This is a genomic window from Deinococcus yavapaiensis KR-236 (genome assembly GCF_003217515.1).
GTDB lineage: Bacteria > Deinococcota > Deinococci > Deinococcales > Deinococcaceae > Deinococcus_A > Deinococcus_A yavapaiensis.
In genome coordinates this window covers 63,088-86,692 of sequence record NZ_QJSX01000017.1, presented here as the reverse complement: position 1 = coordinate 86,692, position 23,605 = coordinate 63,088, and the positions used below count along the sequence as shown (strand labels likewise).

The 23,605-nt window shown below is 64.7% G+C and carries 22 protein-coding genes; 10 read left to right on the top strand and 12 right to left on the bottom strand.

All coding sequences use genetic code 11. From position 1 onward, the window contains the following. Positions 1 to 108 precede the first annotated feature (108 nt). From DES52_RS18535 to DES52_RS18515, 5 genes are all read left to right on the top strand, one after another. Entirely contained in the window at positions 109 to 1,740 is a 1,632-nt protein-coding gene (locus tag DES52_RS18535; RefSeq protein ID WP_110888326.1) for an ABC transporter substrate-binding protein, read from the top strand. A gap of 99 nt (positions 1,741 to 1,839) precedes the next feature. Further along, the gene (locus DES52_RS18530; protein ID WP_110888325.1) at positions 1,840 to 2,826 is read left to right on the top strand and encodes an ABC transporter permease; all 987 of its coding nucleotides are present in this window, start codon (positions 1,840 to 1,842) and stop codon (positions 2,824 to 2,826) included. After that, positions 2,823 to 4,730, top strand: coding sequence for a dipeptide/oligopeptide/nickel ABC transporter permease/ATP-binding protein (locus DES52_RS18525; protein WP_110888324.1), 1,908 nt, complete (start codon positions 2,823 to 2,825; stop codon positions 4,728 to 4,730). Before DES52_RS18530 ends, DES52_RS18525 begins: the two co-directional genes overlap by 4 nt. Beyond that, complete coding sequence (locus DES52_RS18520; protein ID WP_110888323.1) at positions 4,708 to 5,772, top strand: ABC transporter ATP-binding protein; 1,065 nt, start codon at positions 4,708 to 4,710, stop codon at positions 5,770 to 5,772. Before DES52_RS18525 ends, DES52_RS18520 begins: the two co-directional genes overlap by 23 nt. A gap of 39 nt (positions 5,773 to 5,811) precedes the next feature. Further along, positions 5,812 to 7,653, top strand: coding sequence for a glycoside hydrolase family 3 protein (locus DES52_RS18515; RefSeq protein ID WP_110888322.1), 1,842 nt, complete (start codon positions 5,812 to 5,814; stop codon positions 7,651 to 7,653). A gap of 673 nt (positions 7,654 to 8,326) precedes the next feature. Here DES52_RS18515 and DES52_RS18510 read toward each other — a convergent pair. After that, the gene (locus DES52_RS18510; RefSeq protein ID WP_146237378.1) at positions 8,327 to 8,566 is read right to left on the bottom strand and encodes a hypothetical protein; all 240 of its coding nucleotides are present in this window, start codon (positions 8,564 to 8,566) and stop codon (positions 8,327 to 8,329) included. Positions 8,567 to 8,655: 89 nt separating this feature from the next. Here DES52_RS18510 and DES52_RS18505 point away from each other — a divergent pair, with 89 nt between their 5' ends. Then, positions 8,656 to 9,915 (top strand): MFS transporter, encoded by a 1,260-nt coding sequence (locus DES52_RS18505; protein WP_110888320.1) that lies wholly within the window; start codon positions 8,656 to 8,658, stop codon positions 9,913 to 9,915. Between the two features lie 542 nt (positions 9,916 to 10,457). On the opposite strand, the gene DES52_RS18500 is transcribed toward DES52_RS18505, so the two are convergent. After that, a complete protein-coding gene (locus tag DES52_RS18500) occupies positions 10,458 to 10,934 on the bottom strand; it encodes a hypothetical protein (RefSeq protein ID WP_110888319.1) in 477 nt (158 codons plus the stop codon). Between the two features lie 190 nt (positions 10,935 to 11,124). Between DES52_RS18500 and DES52_RS18495 the strand changes: the two genes are divergently transcribed. Continuing rightward, the gene (locus DES52_RS18495; protein WP_170131162.1) at positions 11,125 to 11,883 is read left to right on the top strand and encodes a ParA family protein; all 759 of its coding nucleotides are present in this window, start codon (positions 11,125 to 11,127) and stop codon (positions 11,881 to 11,883) included. Next, positions 11,873 to 12,778, top strand: coding sequence for a ParB/RepB/Spo0J family partition protein (locus DES52_RS23625; protein ID WP_110888317.1), 906 nt, complete (start codon positions 11,873 to 11,875; stop codon positions 12,776 to 12,778). Before DES52_RS18495 ends, DES52_RS23625 begins: the two co-directional genes overlap by 11 nt. Before the next feature lie 484 nt (positions 12,779 to 13,262). Here the strand turns inward: DES52_RS23625 and DES52_RS18485 are convergent, their stop codons facing one another. From DES52_RS18485 to yczE, 6 genes are all read right to left on the bottom strand, one after another. After that, the gene (locus DES52_RS18485) at positions 13,263 to 13,745 is read right to left on the bottom strand and encodes a M24 family metallopeptidase (RefSeq protein ID WP_170131161.1); all 483 of its coding nucleotides are present in this window, start codon (positions 13,743 to 13,745) and stop codon (positions 13,263 to 13,265) included. A 47-nt stretch (positions 13,746 to 13,792) separates the two neighbouring features. Next, complete coding sequence (locus tag DES52_RS18480; protein WP_110888315.1) at positions 13,793 to 14,002, bottom strand: hypothetical protein; 210 nt, start codon at positions 14,000 to 14,002, stop codon at positions 13,793 to 13,795. Between the two features lie 8 nt (positions 14,003 to 14,010). Continuing rightward, complete coding sequence (locus DES52_RS18475) at positions 14,011 to 14,364, bottom strand: aminopeptidase P family N-terminal domain-containing protein (protein WP_110888314.1); 354 nt, start codon at positions 14,362 to 14,364, stop codon at positions 14,011 to 14,013. Between the two features lie 83 nt (positions 14,365 to 14,447). Then, the gene (locus DES52_RS23330; protein ID WP_211317962.1) at positions 14,448 to 14,801 is read right to left on the bottom strand and encodes an alpha/beta fold hydrolase; all 354 of its coding nucleotides are present in this window, start codon (positions 14,799 to 14,801) and stop codon (positions 14,448 to 14,450) included. After that, positions 14,798 to 15,679: an alpha/beta fold hydrolase gene (locus DES52_RS23325; RefSeq protein ID WP_211317961.1), complete on the bottom strand. Its 882-nt coding sequence runs from the start codon at positions 15,677 to 15,679 to the stop codon at positions 14,798 to 14,800. The genes DES52_RS23330 and DES52_RS23325 overlap by 4 nt, the downstream gene beginning before the upstream one ends. Positions 15,680 to 16,329: 650 nt before the next feature. Then, positions 16,330 to 16,956 (bottom strand): membrane protein YczE, encoded by a 627-nt coding sequence (gene yczE, locus DES52_RS18465; protein ID WP_170131160.1) that lies wholly within the window; start codon positions 16,954 to 16,956, stop codon positions 16,330 to 16,332. A 60-nt stretch (positions 16,957 to 17,016) separates the two neighbouring features. Here yczE and yczR point away from each other — a divergent pair, with 60 nt between their 5' ends. Then, complete coding sequence (gene yczR, locus DES52_RS18460) at positions 17,017 to 18,459, top strand: MocR-like transcription factor YczR (protein ID WP_110888313.1); 1,443 nt, start codon at positions 17,017 to 17,019, stop codon at positions 18,457 to 18,459. 647 nt (positions 18,460 to 19,106) lie between these two features. After that, positions 19,107 to 20,135 carry a phosphate ABC transporter substrate-binding protein PstS gene (pstS, locus tag DES52_RS18455; protein ID WP_110888312.1) on the top strand — a complete coding sequence of 343 codons (1,029 nt, stop codon included), beginning with the start codon at positions 19,107 to 19,109 and terminating at the stop codon, positions 20,133 to 20,135. A gap of 63 nt (positions 20,136 to 20,198) precedes the next feature. On the opposite strand, the gene DES52_RS18450 is transcribed toward pstS, so the two are convergent. From DES52_RS18450 to DES52_RS18430, 4 genes are all read right to left on the bottom strand, one after another. Then, the gene (locus tag DES52_RS18450; RefSeq protein ID WP_110888311.1) at positions 20,199 to 20,561 is read right to left on the bottom strand and encodes a hypothetical protein; all 363 of its coding nucleotides are present in this window, start codon (positions 20,559 to 20,561) and stop codon (positions 20,199 to 20,201) included. A 504-nt stretch (positions 20,562 to 21,065) separates the two neighbouring features. Continuing rightward, positions 21,066 to 21,983 (bottom strand): VOC family protein, encoded by a 918-nt coding sequence (locus tag DES52_RS18440; protein WP_110888309.1) that lies wholly within the window; start codon positions 21,981 to 21,983, stop codon positions 21,066 to 21,068. Between the two features lie 42 nt (positions 21,984 to 22,025). Continuing rightward, positions 22,026 to 22,952: a VOC family protein gene (locus tag DES52_RS18435; RefSeq protein ID WP_110888308.1), complete on the bottom strand. Its 927-nt coding sequence runs from the start codon at positions 22,950 to 22,952 to the stop codon at positions 22,026 to 22,028. Between the two features lie 61 nt (positions 22,953 to 23,013). Beyond that, positions 23,014 to 23,490, bottom strand: a complete 477-nt coding sequence (locus DES52_RS18430) for a MarR family winged helix-turn-helix transcriptional regulator (RefSeq protein WP_110888307.1) — start codon at positions 23,488 to 23,490, stop codon at positions 23,014 to 23,016. Between the last annotated feature and the right edge of the window lie 115 nt (positions 23,491 to 23,605).

The following is a 23,605-nucleotide window of genomic DNA, read 5'->3' as shown; positions in this document are numbered from 1 at the left end:
CCGAACACGCGCCCGTCGAGCGCCGACTCCTCGAAGTCGGTGCCAGGGCCTTTTCTTGCCGCACGCCGCTCTTCCATCCATTGGCACGTCACACCCAGCGAGGTTTTCATGAAACGAATTGCCGCTCTGACCGCCCTGCTCGCCGCCGCCCTCACCACGTCCGCCCTCGCGCAGCAACCCAAAACCGTCTTCACCGTCGTGCGGCCCACGCAGTGGGGTTCGTACAACCTCAACCCCTTCACGCCCGGCGATCAACACCTGCTGCCCACCAACAGCGTCATCTACGAATCGCTGTTCTACATCAACACCCTCAACAGCAAAGTCACGAACGTTCTCGGAACGAAGTACGCCTGGAGCAAGGACGCGACGACCCTCAGCGTGACCACCCGCGACGGCGTGAAGTGGACGGACGGCAAGCCCTTCACCGCCAACGACGTCGCCTTCACCTTCAACTACCTCAAGAAGTACCCCGCGCTCGACACGAGCGCCATCTGGAAGAGCGGCCTCGAAAGCGTCAAGGCCAACGGCAAGACCGTCACCTTCACCTTCGCCAAGGCCAACGTGTCCACCTTTCAGTACATCGCTCACCAACCCATCGTGCCCGAGCACGTTTGGAGCGCCATCACCAGCCCGCTCACCGAAACGAACCAAAAGCCAGTCGGGACCGGCCCCTTCGTGTTCGACACCTACAGCCAGCAAGCGTTGCGCGTCCTCAAGAACGCCAACTACTGGATGCCAAGCCAACCGTACGTCGACGCCATCGTCTGGCTCTCGACGAACAGCAACGACGCCGCGCTTCTCAAGCTTCTCAAAGGCGAAGCGGACTACGGATACATCGGCGTTTCCGATCCCGAAGGCGGCTACGCCAAGAAGGGCGCGAACAACACGTACTACTGGCCCGTCACGGGCGACAACTTCTTGTACTTCAACACCGCCAAGGCGCCCTTCAACGACGCCGCCTTCCGGCGCGCCCTCTCGCAAGCGATCGACACCCGCGACGTCGCGCAAAAAGCCTACGCGGGCGTCGCGAACGCCGCCCACCCCAGCGGCATGATTCCCGGGCAGCAGCAAGAGTGGCTGACGGCCAGCGCTCGCAACACCACCGTGAAGTACGACCCGGCCGCCGCCGACGCCGCTCTTTCCAAAGCCGGGTACAAGAAGAACGCGCAAGGCCAACGCCTCGGCAAGGACGGCAAGGCCCTGCCCGCCTTCAAGATTCTCGTCGGCGCGGGCTGGACGGACTTCATCACCATGGCGCAAGTCATCAGCGAGAACCTCAAGAAGGTCGGAATCAACACCCAAATCGATCAGCAAGCGTGGAGCAGCTACGCCGGAGGTCTTCAAACCGGCACGTACGACATGGGCATCAGCTGGGGATGGGGCGGCGGACCCACGCCGTACTACCTGTACAACCAAAGCTTCGGTCCCGAGTTCAGCGCGCCCGTCGGCAAGACCGCCGCGTCGAACCTCGCGCGTTACACCAACCCCGCCATCACGGCGGCTCTCGCTCAATTCCGCTCCAGCAGCGACGAAGCCACGCAGAAGAAAGCCATCAACACCATCGCCTCGACCATCATGCGGGACATGCCTTGGCTGCCCCTCACGGACCGCTTCGAGTTCTCGCTGTACAACACCTCGCGCTTCACCGGCTTCCCCACGAAGCAAGCTCCGTACAACGCCGGAACGGCCGACGACACCATCGGCGCGCGCTTGATGTACCTCAACGTCAAACCCAAGTAAGCACGACGGGCGGGCTTCCAGAGCCCGCCCTCCCCTGCCCGAGCAACGACTCGAGACTTCGCCGTCACGTTTCGGCCGCACGCGCCCGAGGAGGGCCGCATGCCATACCTGCTTCGTAAACTCGGCCTTCTGGTGTTCACCTTGTGGGTGGCCGTCACCCTCAACTTCATCTTGCCGCGCCTCGTGCCCGGCGATCCGATCGGCGCGATGCTCGCCAAGTACCAAGGCAAGCTCGATCCGCAAGCCGTCGCGGCCTTGACGCAAGCGTACGGACTCGACCAGAAGGACAGCGTGTTCGCGCAGTACCTCACGTACCTCGGCGACATGCTTCGCGGCGACTTCGGTCGTTCCATCGGTCAATTCCCGACGCCCGTGAGCGAAATCATCGCGCAAGCCGCGCCTTGGACGATCGGCCTGGTCGGCTTGACGACCCTCCTCGCGTTCCTGATCGGCAGCGCCCTCGGGTTGTACAGCGCGTGGCGACGCGGCGGCGTGATCGCGGACTCGCTGCCGCCCATCGCGCTGTTTCTCAACAGCATGCCGTACTTCTGGTTCGCGTTGCTGCTGCTGTACCTTCTCGCCTTCCGCGCCAGCCTGTTTCCCCTCAGCGGAAACCTCGATCCTTTCCTCACGACCTTCAGCTCCGAGTGGTGGTCGTCCATGCTGCGCCACGCCGCGCTGCCCGCCCTCACCATCGTCGTGACGGCCGCCGGCGGCTGGCTGATCACGATGCGCAACAACGTCATGAGCGTCATGAGCGAGGACTACATCGCCTTCGCGCGCGCCAAAGGTCTCAGCGAACGTCGCCTTCTCAACCGCTACGTGCTGCGCAACGCGCTCCTCCCGAGCTTCACCGCCTTCGGGATGGCGCTCGGCTTCGTCGTCGGCGGCAGCATCCTCACCGAAACGGTCTTCAGCTACCCGGGGTTGGGCTTGCAGCTGTACAACGCCGTCACGAACCTCGACTACCCGCTCATGCAAGCGATCTTCTTGTTCATCGCCCTCGCCGTGCTCCTCGCGAACTTCCTCGTGGACGCCCTCTACGCCCTCCTCGATCCAAGAGTTCGAGACGGGAAGACCGCGTGAACGGCTTGACGGCCGTCCTGCGCCGCTCGCCGCGCGCCTTCGCCGGCGTCGTCCTCCTGCTCGTCTTGGTGTCGATGGCGATGTTCGCGCCGATCCTCACGCCCGTGAGTCCCACCTCGCAAGCCTTCGGCACCTTCTTGCCGCCGGGCGGCGAGCACCTCCTCGGCACGACGGCGCTCGGGCAGGACATCTTCGCGCAACTGCTGTACGGCGCGCGCCTCACCTTGCTGATCGGCCTGACCGCCGGCCTCGTCGCGACCGCCATCGCCACGACCGTCGGCTTGGCAAGCGCGTACTTCGGCGGAAAGATCGCCGAGGTCCTCAACGTCGTGATCAACGTGTTCCTCGTGCTGCCCGGCTTGCCGCTGCTCATCATCGCCGCGGCATTTCTACGCGGCGGCGGCGTGCTGTCCATCATCCTCGTGATCAGCTTCACGGGATGGGCGTGGGGAGCGCGGGTCCTTCGCTCGCAAGCGCTCACGCTGCGAAACCGGGACTTCGTGCACGCCGCGATCGCCAGCGGCGAAGGACCCGCGCGCGTCATCTTCGCCGAGATGCTGCCCAACCTCGCGGGCCTCATCGCCGCGAGCTTCTTCGGCACCGCCCTGTACGCGGTGCTGAGCGAAGCGAGCCTCGCCTTCCTCGGAATGGGAGACGTCAGCCAAGTCACGTGGGGCACCATGCTGTACTGGGCGCAAGCGCGCGGCGCGCTGCTGCAAGGCGCCTGGTGGTGGGTGGCCGCGCCCGGCTTGTGTATCGCCTTGCTCGGCACCGCCTTCGCGCTCATCAACTTCGGCATCGACGAAGTCGCCAATCCCAAGGTGGTGCACGCCGGAAAGGCGACCCGCGTCCTGCGCCGCGCGGTCGAGACTCCTTCCACGCCCGCGCCGCACTCGGCCTTGCTCGCCCTTCACGATCTCGACGCGGGGTACGTCACGCCTCGCGGAAAGGTGCGCGCCGTCCGCGGCGTCACGCTCGACGTGCGCCCCGGCGAAGTCCTCGGACTCGCCGGCGAGTCGGGTTGCGGCAAATCCACCTTGGCGTTCGCCGCGACACGCCTGCTCGACGCGCCGGGCGCCGTGTTCGGCGGGCAATCGATCCTCGAAGGTCGAGATCTGCTCGACATGTCGGCCGAGGAACTTCGCCGCGTGCGCTGGAAGAAGTACAGTTTGGTGTTCCAGGCGAGCATGAACATCCTCAATCCCGTGCTTCGCATTCGCGAGCAGGTGTTCGACGCGATGCAAGCGCACGGCGTCAAGGACAAGGCCGCGCTCGAAGCGCGTGCGAAGGACTTGTTCGCGCTCGTCGGCATTCGCGAAGACTATCTCGGCGCGTATCCGCATCAACTGTCGGGCGGCATGAAGCAACGCGTCGTCATCGCGATCGCCCTCGCGCTCGAACCGAAGCTCGTCATCATGGACGAGCCCACCACGGCCCTCGACGTCGTCGTGCAACGCCAGATCCTGCAAGAAATCGACGCGGTGCGTCGCCGCCTCGGCATCAGCATCGTCTTCATCACGCACGACCTCAGCTTGCTCGTCGAAACCAGCGACCGCATCGCCATCATGTACGCCGGGGAAGTCGTGGAGGAAGCGCCCGCCCACGACTTGTACGCTCATCCGAAGCATCCGTACACGCGCCGACTCATGAGCGCCTTTCCACCGCTCGAAGGCCCGCGTGAACGACGCGTCGGCATTCCCGGCCGACCTCCGTCCCTCGCGGGTGAACTGACGGGCTGCCCGTTCTTCGATCGCTGCCCGAGCCGCATGCCCGGCGTGTGCGACACGCGACCCCTTCAAACGTTCGAGCAGACCACCGGACATCCCGTCGCCTGCTTCCTGTACGACCCCACCGTCGATTCCGCCCTCAAGGAGCAAGAGCATGCACCGCTCGCCAGCGATTGACTCCACCGGTAGTTCCAACGGGCCGACGACCGTCGCCGCGCTGGAACTGCAAGGTTTGACGAAAGTGTTCAAAGTCGGCCGGGCAGGCCAAGCGGTCACCGCCGTGAACGACGTCACCCTCACCATCCGGCGCGGCGAAGTCCTCGGCCTCGTCGGCGAAAGCGGCAGCGGCAAGAGCACCATCGCTCGCCTCATCGCTCGCCTGCACGAACCCACCCGCGGCACCACCCGCCTCTCCGGAGAGGACGTGCCGAACCGAATGAACGGCGCGCGTCTTCGCCGCTTTCGCAAGCGCGTCCAGATGATCTTCCAAGATCCCTTCGCCAGCCTCAACCCGCTGCACACCATCGGTTACATCCTCTCGCGTCCCCTCAAGATCCACGGCCTCGCCAAGAGTGACGACGTGCAAACGCACGTCCACGACTTGCTCGACCGCGTCGGCTTGTCACCCGGCGCGAGTTACGCCGCCAAGAAACCGCACGAGCTGTCCGGCGGGCAACGCCAACGCGTCGTCATTGCCCGCGCCCTCGCCGCCCGCCCGGACCTCATCCTCGCCGACGAACCGACCAGTGCCCTCGACGTCAGCATCCGCCTCGACATCATGAACTTGCTGCTCGACCTTCGCGATCAAGAAGGTTTGAGCATGCTGTTCATCACGCACGACCTCGCCGGGGCGCGCTACATGAGCGACCGCATCGCCGTCATGTACGCCGGACATCTCGTCGAGATCGGACCCGCCGAGCAAGTCATTCACCATCCGCAAATGCCGTACACGCAACTGCTCAAAAGCGCCGCGCCCAACCCGGACGCCAAGCAGGCGCCCGAAGCGCTCGAAGCGCGCGGCGAAATGCCGGACCTCAAGAATCTTCCGCCCGGCTGCCCGTTCGAGCCGCGCTGCCCGCACGCGCGCGAAGCGTGCCGCGCGGCCCTCCCGAGGATGTACGACGTCGGCGCCGAACACCAAGCGCGCTGCATCCTGCACGATCCGCACCTCTCACGCCAGCCCTCCTCGCGGCCCACGGCATCGTCCGCCTCAGGGTGAGCGCCGAGCGCCCGTCCCGACTTCAGCAAAAGGAGCCTCATGCCCCAACATCCCCTTACATTCGATCAGCAGCAGTTCGTCGAGGAGCTCCTCGGGCGCATGACCCTCGACGAGAAGATCGGGCAGATGACGCAACCCGAGAAGAACAGTGTCAAGCCCGGCGACGTCGCGAGGCTCGCCCTCGGCTCCGTCTTGAGCGGCGGCGGCGGCAATCCCGAGGAGAACACGCCGAGAGGGTGGCGCGCCATGGTCACGCGCTTCATCGACGAAGCACAGCAGTCACGCCTGCGAATTCCACTGCTGTACGGAGTGGACGCCGTGCACGGCCACAACAACGTCGTCGGCGCGACGATCTTTCCGCACAACATCGGCCTCGGCGCGACGCGCGACGCCGACTTGGTACGCCGCGTCGGTCGTGCCACCGCCTTGGAAGTCGCCGCCACGAACGTCCGCTGGAGCTTCGCTCCGGCCGTGAGCGTACCGCAGGACGTTCGCTGGGGCCGCACGTACGAAGGGTACAGCCAAGACCCGAACGTCGTGTCGGAGCTCGCCGTCGCCCTTGTCCGAGGCTTCGAAGGCGACGGGTGGAACAGCGGCACGTCGGTGCTGCCGAGCGTGAAACACTTCGTCGCGGACGCCGCCACCACTTGGGGCACCTCTCGGCGCGTGGACCGAGCGACCCTCGACGTGGACCGCACCTTGGCCATCGCGCAGATGGGGCAGGACTTCGTGGAACTGATCGACCTCGGCGCGTGGCAAATCGATCAAGGTGACGCGGACATAGACGAGGAGACGTTGCGCGAAGTGCACTTGCCTCCGTACCGAGCGGCCATCGAGGCGGGCGCGTTGAACGTCATGGCTTCGTACAGCTCTTGGCGCGGCTTGAAGTTGCACGGGCACCGCTTTCTGCTCACCGACGTCCTCAAAGGCGAGCTGAACTTCCAGGGATTCGTGGTGAGCGACTGGGCGGGCATCGATCAGCTGTCAGCCGACTACGACGCCTGCGTGGCGCAATCCATCAACGCGGGCGTCGACATGGTGATGGTGCCGTTCGATTACGAGCGCTTCATCACCAGCCTCAAGCGGGCCGTGCAGGCGGGTCAAGTCGAGGAGGCTCGCGTCGACGACGCGGTGCGGCGCATTCTAACAGCGAAGGTCGCGCTCGGCTTGTTCGAACGACCTCACACCGACGAAGGCCTACTGAACGTCGTGGGTTGCGCCGCCCACCGCGAGCTCGCGCGCGAAGCGGTCCGAAAGTCGCTCGTACTGCTCAAGAACGAAGGTGACGTCTTGCCGCTCGACCCGGCGGGTGAGGACATCCTCGTGGCGGGCGCGGACGCCGACGACCTCGGCGCGCAATGCGGCGGGTGGACGATCAGCTGGATGGGCGGACGCGGTGCCACCACCTCGGGAACGACTCTCTTGGAAGCGATTCGCGCCACGGCCGGCCACGACCGTGTGTTCTACAGCGCCAACGGCGACGTCACGCGTGACTACCGCGTCGGCGTGGTCGTCGTGGCGGAAGAGCCCTACGCCGAAGGCATGGGCGACCGCGCCGACCTCGGCCTTCGCCCCGAGCATCTCGACGTGATCGAGCGGGTGCGAGCTCGCTGCGAACGGCTGGTGGTCGTGCTGCTGTCCGGACGGCCACTGGTCATCACCGAGCAGTTGCAGGCGTGGGACGCGCTCGTCGCCGCTTGGCTTCCCGGTACCGAAGGACAAGGCGTCGCCGACGTGCTGTTCGGACTCGCCCCGTTCAGCGGCCGACTGTCGCTCGACTGGCTGCGCTCGGCGCACGACTCTCGTCGAACCGACGCCATGACGCCGCTCTTCCGAATGGGAGAAGGCTTGACTTCCCGTGAGCCGGTCACAGGTGCCTGAACGTCGCCCGTGCTCGGCTCCCGAGAAGTCGAGTCAAGGCAGTCGCGGACGTGCGGCGATCGGCCGGGAGTGCATGTTGTCGTTCGTCGTCGTCGAGCCCGAACTTCTCGGTACGGTCCTGGTCGTGAGGCGAAGGAGCCGAGGTCGAAAGGAGACGCCTGGGCCTCCTTTCTCTGGCACCCCAGACGCTCGACGCGTCGATGTTTCCAAGGGTCGCCCCCGAGGTCGGAGTCGTCTACCTCGAGGACGGCGACGAGGCGGAGGGGCCACGCGTGCTCGGGCTGCTCGGCGCCAATGAAAAGGTCGGCCTCTCGGCCGACCTTGATGCTTAAAAGTATACCGCGCAATTCGTGTATGCGCAAGCACCTTGCATTGAATGGAGAAGCGTCCCGGCTGCTTGAACTTCCGTCTCCGCTCGATCGCGAAGGCGGAAGGCCGAGCTTTCGAAAGCCGCGCTCGCTCTCCCCTCCTCTGCCCGGTCCCTCTCCACCGTCGGACGAGGTCGCTACCTTCGTTGGGCCGCCGACGAGGTCGGCGAGGCGGTGGAGGCATTTCGAGACACGTCCTGCTGGACCTCGCCGGTAGCCCGTAGGAAGGCCGGTGGAAAGCCGCGTGTACCTTTCCACCGGCCTCGACTGTTGGAGATCGGGTTGCTGAAATACGGCGAAGGAGATCACGGGGCGGTGACGGCGTCGAGGTCAACGTACTGCCGCAGGAAATCCCGAGCAACTTGCGTATCCGTTCGAAAGCTGAACCCGGCGCCCGCGCCATAATGGTTGACGACGAAGGAGTTGACGGACACGACCTTGTTGTCGTTCGAGATCGGCCCGCCGGCATCTCCGCAGCAAGTCGCACCGGTGTTGCTCCCGCTTCCCGTGCCGCCGATAATTTGCAGATTCGCTCCCCTCGTCATGTGGAAGCGCAAGTTGGTCAGGCGAGAACCACACGCCTTTGAGCATCCGTCGATTGGACGCCGCGTGGACGTGGGGCTAGATTGACCGCATGCTGCCGAGGACGCCCACCTCCACGACAAGCGCACGTCGTCCGAGCGCGCCGAGCAGTATCGCTCCTCTCGCCCTTCCGGGAACCCGAGCTTACCAGCGGGTGAGCGTGGCATTCTTTCTCGTCGGATTCGCGTCGTTCTCGCTGATCTATTGTGCGCAACCTCTGCTCACTCAATTCACCGTCGCCTACCACGTCAGTCCCACGCAGAGCGCCTTGGCGCTTTCCGTCACGACTGGTCTGCTCGCCTTCGCGATCCTCCTCATGAGCGCCGTCGCGGACCGCTTCACTCGTCGCTCCGTTCTGTTCACGTCGATGGTCGGCGCCGCCCTGCTTACCGTGGCCGTCAGCCTCGCGCCCACCTGGCCGCTCGTGCTGCTCGCGCGCGCCGCCGTCGGACTGGTGCTGGGCGGTGTCCCGGCCGTCGCGATGGCCGCTTTGGCAGAAGTGATCGACTCACGCGCCTTGGGACGCGCCATGGGCGTCTACGTGGGCGGCACGGCCTTCGGCGGGATGATCGGCCGCGTCGGCGTGGGCGCGATGATGGAAGTGACTTCGTGGCGCGTGGCGCTCGCGGTTCTGGCGGGTACGTGCCTCCTCGCCGCCGTGGGGTTTCGATGGTTGCTGCCCGCCACGCCACGCGCCGACCGTCGCACGGAAACACGTCTCGGCGATCACGTCCGCATCTGGTGGCAACACCTGTCCTTCGAACTCCTTCAACCGTTGTTCGTGCTGGGATTCCTGAACCTCGGAGTCTTCGTCGCCGTCTTCAATTATCTGGGATTTCGCTTGACCGTCACGCCCTACCACCTCAGCCACGCGCAAATGAGCTTGCTGTTCGCGGCGTACCTGTTCGGCGTGGTCGCGTCACCCCTGAGCGGCGCAGTGGCGGACCGATTCGGGCGCGCAAAGGTGGTGATCTTCGGGGTGTTGACGTCGCTGCTCGGCTTGCTCATGACGCTGGCCGCTCCGCTGACAGCCGTCGTGCTGGGCGTCATTCTGATGACTTGCGGCTTCTTCGTCACGCACGCCGTGGTGAGCGGCTGGGTTGGCCTCGTCGCGCCTTCGCATCGTGGCCACGCATCGGCGCTGTACTTGCTGGCGTATTACCTGGGGTCCAGTATCGTCGGGCTGTCCGGAGGGTTGTTCTGGTCGGCCGGAGGGTGGTCGGCGGTGGCGGGGTACGTGGGCGTGCTGTTGCTTCTCGCCCTTCGCTTCGCGGTGCTGGCGCGACGGCCACGCTCAGCCGAGCCGTTCTGAGAAGCGCTGGAAAGCAATGGAGAGTTCTCTCCTGCAGCACCGTTCGAGCAGAGAGCTTCGTCCTTGATTTCTTGCCTCTTCAGGATTCGCCGGGGGTCACGAGTTCGATACGAATGTCGAACCTGGGGGGAGTGTCGGTGTAGGTGATGACGACGGTGAGACGAGGGGCGGGCTTTGTCGTGCTGTGTTTCGTCATGCCGATCTCCTGTAAGGTGTCGAATCGGGGGCCTTTCTTCGTACATTACCGCCTCGTTCGCTACGCCGAGACGATTCCTGAGTTCACAACTTGAAGTTGCCGTGAAGGTCGCTTCTCGCGCTTCGTCGTTAGTGCCGTGTCGTTGCAGAAGCTCTTCGTCGCTGGCGTCCGCTTCAAATAGAACGTGTCTCGGGCTGAGGACAAGAACGCTACCGGGGTGGCCTCCTGGATTCGGTCGCGTCGGTGAGGCGTGGAATGGACGGTTGCCCGAGTACGAAGGCGTTCGGTTGGTTCATGGCAAGCTTCCCTCCTGCCGCTCTTTCTCGTCGTCTCTGGACGGCCGGGATTACTTGGTCGTGCTGGCGTAGTCGGCCGCCAGCGTATCGATCATCGCGGTCAAGGCGTCGCGAAGCATGGTGAGGGCGTCGTTCGGGGTGTGCTTGGCGAGAAGAAGGGTGCTCTTGTTCCAGATTCGTGGAGCCCTCAGGGAGCTCATAGCGATGTTCTCGACGTAGAGTTGCACGCTGTACGCTCGGTAGCCTTCGAGGGCGTCGGTGACGAGGATCGTGGCGGTGACGTGATTGCCTTGGCTGCAGTTGGCGTCCGTCAGGGGAACGTGCCGCGCGGCGAGATGGGCGCGGAGGAGCTCGTCGAGCTGTTTGGCGGCGTCGGCGAAGAGGAACGCCTTGTCGTTGATCTGGATGTCGACGTTGCCTTGATCGAGAAGGCAGAGTGGCCTACCGACAATGTTGGTCGCTTGTGAGGATTGGGCGGCGGCGAAGCACGTGACGATGAGGGCGATCAGGGCGAGCAACTTTTTCATTCGTCTCCTCGAAGGCGGATGGCCTGGAAGTATTGGTAGTCCATGCCTACCACGAATCGTGCCCGGAGCCCAGCGAATTCGCCTGAGAAACGGAGTTGGACGCGCTTCGTCGAAGCCGACGTTCCGTGGGCGGCGCGAGCTTGTTACAACGTTGTAACAAAGCCGACGAACTTCGGTATTCTGGATGAACATGCAACGTCTGACGGCATTTAACTTCGTCGGAGGCGCGGGAAAAAGCTACGTCGTGCGCGAGGTAGGGTACGCCCTCGCCCGCCACTACGACAAGCGCGTCCTTCTCATTGACACCGACCCGCAAAGCACCCTGAGCGAGTCGCTCGGAGTTATGGACGCACCGTTGGACCGCACGGTCTACCACGCCGCCGCGCACGAAGCGCCTCTTCCCGAGCCGATCGAAGTGCACGGCATGCACTTGATTCCCTCCAGCATCGAGCTCGCGGAACTCGAAGTCATCTTGCCGGGCAATCCGGGGGGCATCCTCAATCTGCGCCTCGCTCTCGACGCGATCGACGAGTACGACTACGTCCTCATCGACTCGGGCCCGAGTCTCGGTCAACTCTCGGCCCTCGCCTGCATCGCCGCCGACCGCTTGATCGTTCCCGTTCCCGTCAACTGGAAGGGGATCAAAGGTCTCGCCACCGTCGACGCGATGGCAAAAAAGTACCGCAAGCTCTCCCCTGCGCTCGCCGTCGGCCTGTACGTCCCGACGGTCTACGACAGTCGCACGCAGCATGCCCGCGCCGTTCTGGAGGCGCTGCAAGCCCAACTGACGCCCCTCGCGAGTCCGATGTCATACCGCCCAATGGTCAACGACGCGCAAGCCGCCGGAGAGCCCGTCGGACTCTTCGCGCCGAACTCGCCTGCCGACCACGAGATTCGCCGCACCGCCCAAGAACTCGTCACCGCCGTGGAGGGCGCGCGTGTCCACTAAATCGAAGCGTACCCTCGACCGCAAAGGTGTCTTCGCCTCCATCATCGGCGATGTGGGCAGGGAAGCTCCTTCCGAAGTCGTCAACGTCCTCGTCGACGACCTCAAGCCGATGCCCAACCAACCGCGCAGACACTTCGACGAGGCGGCCCTTGAGGAGCTCGCCGCGTCTCTGAAGGCACGTGGCGTGCTGCAACCGCTGCTCGCGCGCAAAACATCTGGCGGGTACGAGATCGTAGCAGGGGAGAGGCGCTGGCGCGCCGCGCGCCGCGCCGGCCTCACGGAAGTCCCGGTCCTCGTGCGTGAACTCGACGATCGCGCCGCCCTCGAAGTCGCCATCGTCGAGAACTTGCAACGCGCGGATCTCGATCCGGTCGACCGAACGGACGCGACCGCGCGCCTCATCGCCACGCGACTCGACGTGCCAACCGAACAAGTGCCGGCGCGACTCAGCGCGCTCCGGGCGTCGCTTCGAAAAGGGGAGACTGCCACCGACGACGCTGCCCGCGACCTCGCCACGCTCGAGCGCCTCTTCGAGGTCATCGGAGGGACTTGGCAAACATACCTCGTGCACCACCTTCCCATCCTCAAGTTCCCCGAGGACGTCCTGGCTGCGATGCGCGGCGGGCTCGACTACACCAAAGGGCGCCTCATCGCTTCCACCCCCGACGAAGCGCGCCGCGCCGAGTTGCTCGCCCTCGCCGCGAGCGGCGCCAGCCTCGAAGACATCAAGCGTGCCGCCGCTCGCGAGGCGCCGCCAAGCGACGTGCCCGAGCAGGTACGGCGAGTGCAAAGCGCATTGCGGCGATGGGACCGCGTCGCCGCGCTTCCCCCGAAAAAGCGTCAAGCCGTCGAATCCCTGCTCGCCAAACTCGACGCTTTACTCGTCGACAGCTAGCGGGCTTTCGTCACTTCAGGCAAAAGCCGTCGATCCCGATGGGCATTATCGAGGCGAGATCACACAAGCCGTCGAACGGCACATTGCCACGATCGATCTCGCCCCAGTCCCACTGACGCCGTACAAAATCATCCTAGACACGTTCACGGGGTTCGGTTCGCAAGGCCGAAATAAAAGCCTCGAAAGGAGTTCAAGGGTGAGGCTGCGATCATCCCAGTGGTGAATGAACGCAGCCCAAGGTCAGAGCCTGACCGCCTAGAGCGTCTTGTTGAACTTGACCATATCATGCAGCTCGAGTGGCGCGAGGTTCACGCTCTTCCCGTCGAGCTTTCCGCCTACTTCCAGCCCCAGGGCGCGTTATCGAACATCGTCTGCGTGTCGGACACCTCACGTCCGTGTCGCCGAGTCGAATTTGGTGGTACGGGCGTGAGGTGCAGGCTCTCGAGTTGCCCAGGCTCGGCTCGCATCACCCTTGCCGCGAAGCTCAGGCGAGGATGAGGCTCTGCAAATCGCGCGGGTAGATGGTGAGGAGCTCCATGCCCGTGGGTGTGATGAGCACCGCGTCGGAGTGTCGGAAGCCGCCCCACGCGGGGTCGTACGAGCCGGGCTGGACACTCAGCACCATACCCAGCTCGAGAGGTGTGTCGTCCCCGAGGTCCAGAAAGGGGCTTTCGTGAATCCGTTGACCGAGACCGTGTCCCGTGTGGTGACGCCACAAATTGGTAATGCCGTGATGATCGAAGTAGTCACGCACGGCGCGGTCGACTTGAGTGCGGGTGGCACCGGGATGAAGTCGTGCGAACGCGGTGTCTTGGGCACCCACCATCAGATCGAAGTATTGACGTGGCTGAGGTGCGGGTTCGCCTAGGAACATCGTGCGTTCGAGTTCACTAAGGTAACCCCAAACGGCCGCGCCAGCCCCGGTCACCAAGGTGTCTCCCAGTTGAAAGGTCGCGTTGATGTTCATGGCGTGCGGCAGTGCGCCGTTTCGACCGATCTGGCCGCGGTACATTGTCAGGGACCCCTAATCCACTTGTTTCCGCCGCTGGAGTGCGGCGCGCACGCGCGCGTCATTTCCGCCGTGGCTTTTGAGGTGGCACGGTCCGGCACTTCCGTTTCGGTCAAGCCGGGACGGGTGTACTGCTGAAGCAGTTCGTGCGCTCGGTGCCCCGAACGGCAGCTTTCGCGAATCAAGTCGAGGTCGAGGGGTATTTTCAAGGCCATTTGGCGATTCACCTCGCGATGCGCACGGTGACGTCGCGCGCCGGGCAACACCTCGGACAGCAGAGGTCCCAAGTACCCCATGACCGGCGGGTCACGTCGTGGTTCAAGCCGATGGGCGCAAAACGCAATCCCAAGTTCGTCAGGACGTCCGCGAGTTGCAGCAGAGGGTGTCGTTCGTCCGGAAACTCCCGGTAACTCTCGACGTGTTCGGCCTGACTGACCTGCCGGGCGTGATCGCCTTCGAGGCGTGGAACGAACAGGGCGCGTTCCCCGTCGACGGTGACGGTCAGGGCGATGGGCCGTTCGGTCGGAAAGAACGCGAAGCTCGTGTAGAACAGGATGTACTGATCGTCGAACAGCACGAGGGCGTCGAGGGTGGGAACGCGCGTGAAGAACGTGCGTGCGCGCTCCGCGGTTTCCTAAGGAGGAATGCCGTTCAGCATCATCAGCCTCGGGTGGGCACGGGAACGTGCCGAGCCAGGAAGGACCTCACGACGTCGAGGAAGTGTTCTTTCTCTTCGAGTTGCGGAGAGTGCCCACTGTTCTCGAAGATGACGAGTTCGCTGTTCGGAAGGTTCGCGGCGATTTCCTCGGACGTTTTGAGTGGCGTGATCCAGTCATGACGGCCCACCGTGACGAGCATCGGCACTTGGATTTCATGTAGCCGTTCGGCGAGATCGTACCGACGTTGGTTGCGGCTGAACGCCCAGTTGTGCGTTTCGTACCGGAAGGGAATGCGCGCAAGCCGCTTCGCGCCTTCCTCGGGGTCGTAGTCGACGTTGTAAAGCGGCTGAATCATTTCGAAGCAGTCACGGAAGTCGTCGTTGCTGAAAACTTCACCGGTGAAGATGCGATGCAGCTTGTCCGGATCCATGGGCAGGACGCTGTCTTGAGCGCGGCGCGCTGTTTGGCGATGCCCTCGAAGCGGTTGCTGGCGGCCGTGTCCCGCAAGATCACGGCATGCAGATTCTCGGGGTGGGTGCGGACGTACTCCAAGACGATGAAGCCGCCGTAGGAACCGCCGAGAATGGTGATCTTCCCGAGATTCAATTGCTGGCGCAAACCCTCGAGGTCGGCGACGAACTGCGCGTGAGAGTACGGTTCGGCGCCTTTGGAGAAAGCGGGGTGGACCGCCGCGCGCTCTGGAAGGCGAGGGCATTGGCGAGCAGACGGACGCTGTGGCCCCACCCGAGTTGCAGGACGTCGAAGCCGAACTCGGGGTGCGAATAGAAAAGGTTGACATGCCTTCCTTTGAACGGTGCGGTGATGACGTTGTACGCTCCCTGGGCGATGTACTGCTGGACGCCCGGGGTGTCGTGCGATCCGGGCAGGCTTCCCACGCTGTGAAGAGACCAGGGGGTGCTTCACGCGAATCACGCCAGTCGCTTCACCGAGGGGCAGGCTCGTGATGGTCGGCGTGGTCAGGAAGCACGGGCCGTTGTAGGGAACGATATCGAAGGTGTCGGGCAGGCCGCGCGTCAACCAGGGGTCAGTGACGCTCACTTCAGCTTCGAGTACGCCCACGTCGGGCGACGCGAGTCCGTCGATGCCCGCATCGTCGCTGTTCGCGAGAGTCGCGTCGACCATGTGCAGGTGAGTCACGGCCGGATGCGTTTCGCGGAGGCTGTCCGGAACGCGCACGGGATGGTAAGAGCGGGTGCACGACGCGACGTACATGCCTCCCCGCGAAACCCAGTAGTGAATCGCGCGCGTTGCGCCGAGGGCGCGCTCGGCTTCTACGAAGTCGAGATTGCGGGTCTTGCTGACTTCGCCAAATACGACCCGGGCGACTTGCGGCCAGAAGTCGGTCCTCTGCGACGAACGTGAGCAAGTCGGCGGCGATGAGCGTTTTCGGGACGCTGTAAATGAGGAAGCGAGCGTCCTCCTCCAGTGCCCGGTGTGAGTCCGCCCGTCCGGCGCTGACGTAAGGCGCTCGACTCTCGGCGGTGAGAAGCGTGACGGTGGCGCCCGGCGCGTCGAGCCGAGCGAGGGCGCCGCGCACCTGCTCGCCGAAGCTCTGGGAGTGTGCGGCGAGGGACACGGGGCATGGTACATGGCGCACGAAAGCAGGGGGAGCTTTGGAAGAGACCCGCACACGTGGCGAGCTGTCAGCGTTCCAAGAATCTGCCGAGAACAAGGCGTGCACGGAACTGGACTGCACGCCACTCGCCGTAACACTTCGCGGGTCTCGAACGTTTCGGGAAGGTGGAGTCACGCTGAGCGGCGAGGACAGCGAATCAGCCGTGATGACGGAGCGTCGTGATTCGTACGGGCGGCCGTCGCTTCCCGAAAGGAGCTGGCCACGAGGGCGATGCCGGTGACGCGCTTCAGGCGCTTCTCGACGTGGCGACCGGAGCGTCGGGAAGCGCCGTGCTCGCCCGCGTGGCGTCCAGGATTGGCAGCAGGGGCTGGACGAGCGGCCCGATCAATAAGGCGTACGCGACCGTGCCGACGCCGACGCCGCCACCCAGAACCCACCCCAGCAGCAGCACGCTCACTTCTATGCAGGTGCGTACCAATCGTACGGACCCGCCCGTGCGCTTCACCAGGGCCGTCATGAGGCCGTCTCGTGGGCCGGGGCCGAAGCGCGCGCCGATGTACGCGGCCGTCGCGACGGCGTTGAGAAGGAGGCCGGCGGTGAACAGCAGGGCGCGCGCGAAGATCGAAGGAACGGGCGGTAGCAGCGCGAGCATGGCGTCCGCGACGACGCCCAGCACCACGACGTTGCTGAGGGTGCCGAGCCCGGGACGTTGCTTGAACGGAATCCAGGCGAGCAAAACGAGCGCGCCCGTGACGATGACGACCGTGCCGAACGACCAGCCGAGCTGAGCGGCGACACCTTGATGGAAGACGTCCCAAGGGTCGAGGCCGAGGTTCGCGTGAACCATGAGCGCCATGGACGTTCCGTACAACGCGAGGCCAAGGTACAGTTGCAGCAAGCGGCGAAAGAGCATACGTCCAGCTTCCACTTTTGTGGACTTGTATTCCATGGCCACTTTGCGGATAGTGGCTTGATGCGCGACCACCATCTGAATGCGACGTTGCTCGCGGAAGCCTTGGTCCTGTCGCCCGGTCGCGAGGCCACGCACCGCAAGCTCGCCCAAGCTTTGCGGCAAGCCGTGCTCGACGGGCGTTTGCCGCTCGGCGCGCGCTTGCCGAGCGAGCGTGATCTCGCCGCCGCTCTGCGTCTGAGCCGCACCACCGTCACGGCGGCGTACACCACCTTGCGTGACGAGGGCTTCGTCGTCACGCGGCACGGCACGCGCGGCACCATCACCTTGCCACGGCACGCGACGCCCGTGAACACACCGTTGGTTGCGGCCGATCGGGGAGGCGAGATGTTCGATTTGGCGTACGCCGCGTTGAGCGCGCCGCCCGTCGCCCTGCGGGGCGCCTACGAAGTTGCCCTGCAGGTCTTGCCCGCGCACCTCTCGTCGCACGGCTACGCCCCGACGGGTCTGCCCGAGCTTCGCGCGCGTATCGCGGCGCGTTTCGCCGCACGGGGTCTGCCGACGACGCCGGAGCAGATTGTCGTGACATTCGGCGCGCAGCACGCGCTGCATCTGTTGCTACGCGCGCTCGTCGCTCCGGGTGATCGTGTCCTCGTGGATCAACCCACGTACCCGCACGCCCTCGACGCGCTTCGTGGTGCCGGGTGCCGCGTCGTTCCCGTCGCGCTCACCGACGAGGGTTGGGATGCGGAGGGCGTGGCGCTCGCCATGCGTCAGATCGCGCCACGCCTCGCGTACCTCATCCCCGACTACCACAACCCCACGGGACACTTAATGCCGTACACGCAGCGTGCGCTCGTCGCGCTCGCCGCCGCACGAACCCGCACAACTCTGATCGTCGACGAAACGCTCGTGGAGCTGACGTTGGACGGTGACAAGCCGCCGCCGCTGGCGTCCGTCGACGACCGTGCGAACGTCGTCACGATCGGTTCGGCCAGCAAGGTCTTTTGGGGCGGGCTGCGCGTCGGGTGGATTCGGGCGTCGCGCGAGGTCGTCGACCGCGTGATGACCGCGCGGGCGGCGGTCGATCTCGGCGTGCCCCTCGTGGAGCAACTCGCGACCAGTATCCTGCTGGAGAACGCCGAGGACGTCCTGACGGCCCGGCGGACGGTGCTGCGAACGCAGCGGGACGTCGTCGCGGCGTTCCTGCGCGAGCAGCTGCCCGAGTGGTCGTTCTCGTTGCCGCGGGGAGGATTGTCCGTGTGGGCTTCGCTGCCCGCGCCCGTGGGATCTGCCCTTTGCGCGCGCGCCGAAGGATACGGCGTGCGCCTCACGTCCGGCGCGCGTTTCGGCGCGGACGGACTCTTCGAACGACAGTTGCGCTTGCCGTTCACTCTTCCGGAAGCGGAACTTCGAGAAGCGCTGAAGCGCCTTTCGCTCGCCTACCGAACGCTGCCCGTCGAGGGTCGCATTGCGAGGAACCACACCGAGTTCGGAATCGTCTGACTCGAGTCGCTCGACGACATGCTTGGGCTTCGTGGACGGCCGGTCGCTTTCGGGTGCGGCCTCGACCGAGGAGTCGCGAAGCGCTCGCTTGCATGGGATCGCTGGGCAAAGGGTCGCTGTGCCCATCTCGCAAGAAGTGTGCGCACTGTGATGAAAGGCGTCGCTCACTATTTTTGGACTGTCTTCTCGAGGCAAATGCCATGTGTAAAAGAACTGTTCAACTATTACTAATAGATCGCTTCCCTAGCATCCTCTTGACCTACACATAAATCGATCCCGTAAGGAAAAAGATTGACGAGTTTAGCGAACCGCTCTTTCTTCAGATGTTTGAAGTCCTACAAATTGTCTCCTTTGTAGCCCAACGCGATTTAATTTCGCTTCATCACGTTGTGGACGCTACAAAAGTGAGATTCTTGTAAGAAAATCGCTGCCACGATGCCATCACCGAGCGGGAGGCTCGACACGGCAGCGATTCATAACATCACCACCTGATTCACGACCTTTATCAAACCGCTTCATCGAATACCGGACGACGCCCCGAGAGCAACCCGCAAGAACGTCCTCTCTCACCCGTCGGATCGACGGGTGGTGTCCCCCGTTTCACCATCGGCGTCAACGTGCCCCCACCCTTTCGCAAGGAGATCCTCATGCTGAAGTACCTGTCCGTCACCGTGCTGTTGACCCTCGCCACCACCAGCGTCAGTGCGCTCACCATCAAGGCGAGCACCACCACGGCGGCCACGACGCTCTTCACGAAGATGTTCAACGAGTACCAAAAACGCTCGAACGCCACGGTCGACTTCGAACCCGGCACCTCGCCCGCCGCGCAGAAAGCGATCTTGGCGCGCAGCGTGGACTTCGCCGCCGCGATCATTCCCCTTGACGAAAACGAGGAAGTCCGGGACGCCGAGGACGTCCTTCACATTCCCGTGGCGCTCAGCGCGGTCGTGATGACGTACAACGTCCCGGGCCTCGAACGCCCCTTGAACTTCAACGGGCGAGTGTTGAGCGACATCTACTTCGGGCGAATCAAAACGTGGAACGACGAGCGCATCGCGCGCCTGAACCCGGGCGTCACCTTGCCGAACCTTCTCGTGACCCCCGTCTACCGCTCGGATCCCTCCGGATACAGCGCCATCTTCACGAACTACCTGACGAAAGTGTCGCGAGAGTGGGAAGCGCGCGTGAACGACAGCGTCATCGTCGACTGGCCCGTTGGCGCCGCCACGGACAGCGAAGACAAGTCCGCCAAGGCCGTGCAAGCCATTCCCGGCGCGATCGGGTATATGGGCTTGTCACGCGCACTCAAGGATCGCCTCACGTTCGGCAACGTGCAAAACGCCGCTGGAACGTTCGTGCGTCCCACCGAAAGCAGCATCGAAGCGGCAGGGAACTCGAAAGTGACGGCGGACGGCACGGCGAACATCACCTACGCGAAGGTCGCGCGCGCCTACCCGATCAGCAACTACATCTACGTCCTGCTGCGCCGCGAGCAACGCTATGCGGGCCGAACGGAAGCGCAAGCCAAGGCGACACGTGACCTCGTCGCGTGGATGATCGACGACGGCCAGCAGTACAACGCCTCGTTGTACTACGGCGAGCTTTCGACGGACGCCGCGAACCGCGCCAAGAAACTTCTCGCAACCCTCACCTTCGACGGCAAGCCTTTCCGCTGAGCCGCACCCTGCAACGTGAAGGTCGGGCGCCGTGCGCTCACACGGCGCGAAGGACCGCCGAGGTCAAGCGCTCGCCGACTCGTCCGTCCAAGTGCGCCGAAGCCAATCGATCATGGCTTGCGAGAGGGGCTCACCGTCGAGCCGCGTCGCCTCGACGATGCCGGAACCCGCGCGGTCCCCCTCGACGAGCCAAAGCAGACCGCCGTTCGACAACGGACCGAGCGGCGTGATGGCAAAGTCGTCTTCGCTGTTGTCCCCGAGACCTTGCATGAGCCGGTCGATGACGAGGCGCATGGCGTCGTGGACGTCACGGCGAACGCCGACGAAGGCGCGGGCTTCCTCGTCGGTTTCGAGGAGGACCGCGTCTTCGTCGAGGAAGGCGACGAAGACGACTTCCTCGAGCTCCGCGAGGAGGTCAGGCGTCATGACGTTCGACTTTCGGCCGCGAAGCGAGCTCGAGGCTCGGCGCGTCGAGGAGGCGTTGGCCGGGAAAGGCGCACGTGCCTCGAGCAATCGAAGGTCGAGCGTTGAGTCGCGACCGAAAGCCTATTGGAGGAATCTTGCGACGTTGGCGGAGTTCGCCCTTGGGTTCGTTCGAAGTCATGGCGTCATCGTATTCATCCCGGCCGTCGAGCGCACCTGCAGACGACACGGTGACGACAACGGGATTGAGGACGGCGCTCACGCACCTTCGCGCCGAAACGCTTCGCGGCTGGACTTCAAGGCGTTCGCCAAGAGGCTCTCCATCACACGTCGTGATTCTGCAGTACTATCGATTTCGCGCCGTACCTTGGGACCGACCGGCGGGAAGCATGAGCCGTTCCCGATCCATGCAGGGTATGGCCGGTGAAGTTCACCATGCCCCTTCGAGCCAGGGCATGAAAGCCGCAGCGTACGGGGACGCAAGGAGACGTCAGCGTGTCGTGGCCGTCACAAGGCGGCCAGGGCACTCTCGACCGTCGAGGGCGCCGCGCGCAGCAGCAAGCGGTTGCCCGAGGGGTCGTGGGTGACGTTGCCGGAAAGGCCGACGTGCACTGGCGTGCCTGCGTTTCGGAGCCGCGCGGTGACGGCGTCCAACTCCGCGGCGTTCGACAACTCGATCGTGTAGTGTCGCAGCCCTTGGGCGGCCTCGGGAGGTGTGGGGCCGCCGCGGCTGTGCCAGGCGTTGTTGCCGAGATGGTGGTGGTAACCGCCCGCCGCGGCGAACACGGCGCCCATGCCGTCGGCGGTGATGTCGAAGCCCATGACGTCGTCGTAGAAGGCGCGGGTCGCGTTCGGATCGCTCATCTTGAGGTGCACGTGGCCCATGCGGGTGCCGACGGGCGCGTTCGTCCATCCCGCGTCGCTCGGGGCCAAGGTGCCGAGCAAGTTCGGGATGTCGATGGCGGCACCGTCGAAGGAGGTGAACTTGCCGTCCTTGAAGGGCCACTGATCGCGCGGCCAGTCGTGGTAGATCTCGATTCCGTTCCCTTCGGGGTCGTTGAAGTAGAACGCCTCGTGGGTCTTGTGGTCGGACTGGCCGAGTCGCAAGCCGAGTTGCGAGGCGTGCTTGAGCCAGCGGGCGAGGTCGGCCCGAGTGGGAAGCGCGACCGCGAGGTGGTACAAGCCGCTGGCGTTCGCGGGCGGCGTGGGCGCTTGCGAATCGTGCCGCACGGCGACGAGGGGGTGCCCGTCGGGCGTGCCGAGCACCGCGCGGCCGTTTTCCACGGCGAGGAGGGTGAGCCCGAGCGCGACTTGGTAGAAGCGAACGGCGAGGTCGAGGTCGCGGACGGTGAGGGCGACTTCGCCGAGGCTGAGCTTTGGGTCGATGCGTGAGGTGGGGTGGGAGTGGGGGACGGGGTGCGTCATGGTGATCTCCGAGCGAGGGGCAGGGCGGTGAAACGGACGGGGTCAGGCGGTGCGAAGTCGGACGGTGATGCCCCAGGGGTCGTCGGCGAGCAGGCCGCTCGGCGTGACGGTGACCGAGAAGCCCTCGGCGCGAAGGCTGCGAGCGGTGCGTTCGACGGTCGCTTCGTCGGGCAGCACGAGGTCCCACGTGAGCAGACGCGCGTCGTCGTCGCCGGAAGGGGCGCTTCCCGCCGCCCAGGTGTTGAGGCCGAGGTGGTGGTGGTAGCCGCCCGCGCCGAGGAAGAGGGCGGAGGGGAAGGCGCTCCACGAAACTTTCGGGAAGCCGAGCCCGGCGTGGTAGAAGCGCGCGGCTTCGTCGAGGTCGCCGACGTAAAAGTGCAGGTGTCCCAAGGTGGTTCCGGTCGGGACGCCTCGCCAAGGCGCGTCGCCCGCCGCTTCGTCGAGCGCCCCCAGGTCGAGGAGGTCGCCTCCGCCGATGATCTCGCCGTCTTGCGTGACGCGCCACTCGTCGCGGGGGCGGTCTCGGTAGACCTCCACGGTGAGGCCGTCGGGGTCCTTGAGGTACGTCGCTTCGCTGTAGTGGTGGTCGGACTGGCCGACGTGCACGCCGAGGCCGAGAGCGTGGCGGATGAAACGGCCGAGGTCGGCGCGGGTCGGGAGCAGGACGGCGACGTGGTAGAGGCCGAGGCGTCCTCGGTGCGGAGCGTACTTGACGCCTTTCTTCTCGCGCAGCTCGATCAGGACTTCACCCTCGGGCGTGCCGAGGCGGGCGGCGCGCGCTTGGCCTTCCTCGCGCCCGTGAAGGTGCAGGCCGATGACGTTCGTGTAAAAGTCGAGGGAGGCGTCCAGGTCCGCGATTTGAAGGACGACCGGACCGAGCTGGACGTTGGCTGGAAGGGCGTGGCGAGTCGGGTTTTGGCCCACTTGATCGAAGGGCAAGGTCAGGTACGGGACGGTGGGGAGGTTCATGCGGGGCTCCTTGTTCGCTTACTGAGTGTTGAAACAAATATCAGGCAGAAGCGCGACCACGTTACTCTTGCGGCAGGCGGGCGCGAATTTGCGTCATGATCTCGACGAGAGTGTGCAGTTGCCCGGGCGTGAGGTGCCCGAATTGCTCGCGGTGCATCGCCGCTACGGGCTCGTCCATGGCGTCGACGAGCGCGCGGCCCTTCTCGGTCAGGGCGGTGGGGACGCAGCGACGGTCGGTGGTGCTGCGCACGCGCCGTACCAACTCCATGTCCTCCATCTTGTCGAGAAGGCGGGTGACATCGGGCATGCGGCTCAAAAGTCGCTCGCGAATCTCGTTGCGCCCGAGTCCTCCGTCGCCCGCGCCGCGCAGGATGCGCAACACGTTGTACTGGGTGGGGGTAAGGCCGTGCTCGCGGTAGAACGCCTCGCCTCGGTCCGCGAGAAGTTGCGTCGTGCGGAAGAGGTTGAGCGCCGCTTCCTCTTCCAAACTTCGAAAAGGTTGGTGTTGTTGAATCTCGTCACGCAGCGAGCGGCTCATGCCTTCAATATAGGTGTTTTAACAGATAAATACAAGGGATTAGACTCGAAATGTCGAGCGGAGGCGCCCGAAAATTCTTGTCCGCGCCGCCTCGCAGGAACCGTGGCCTCTTGCT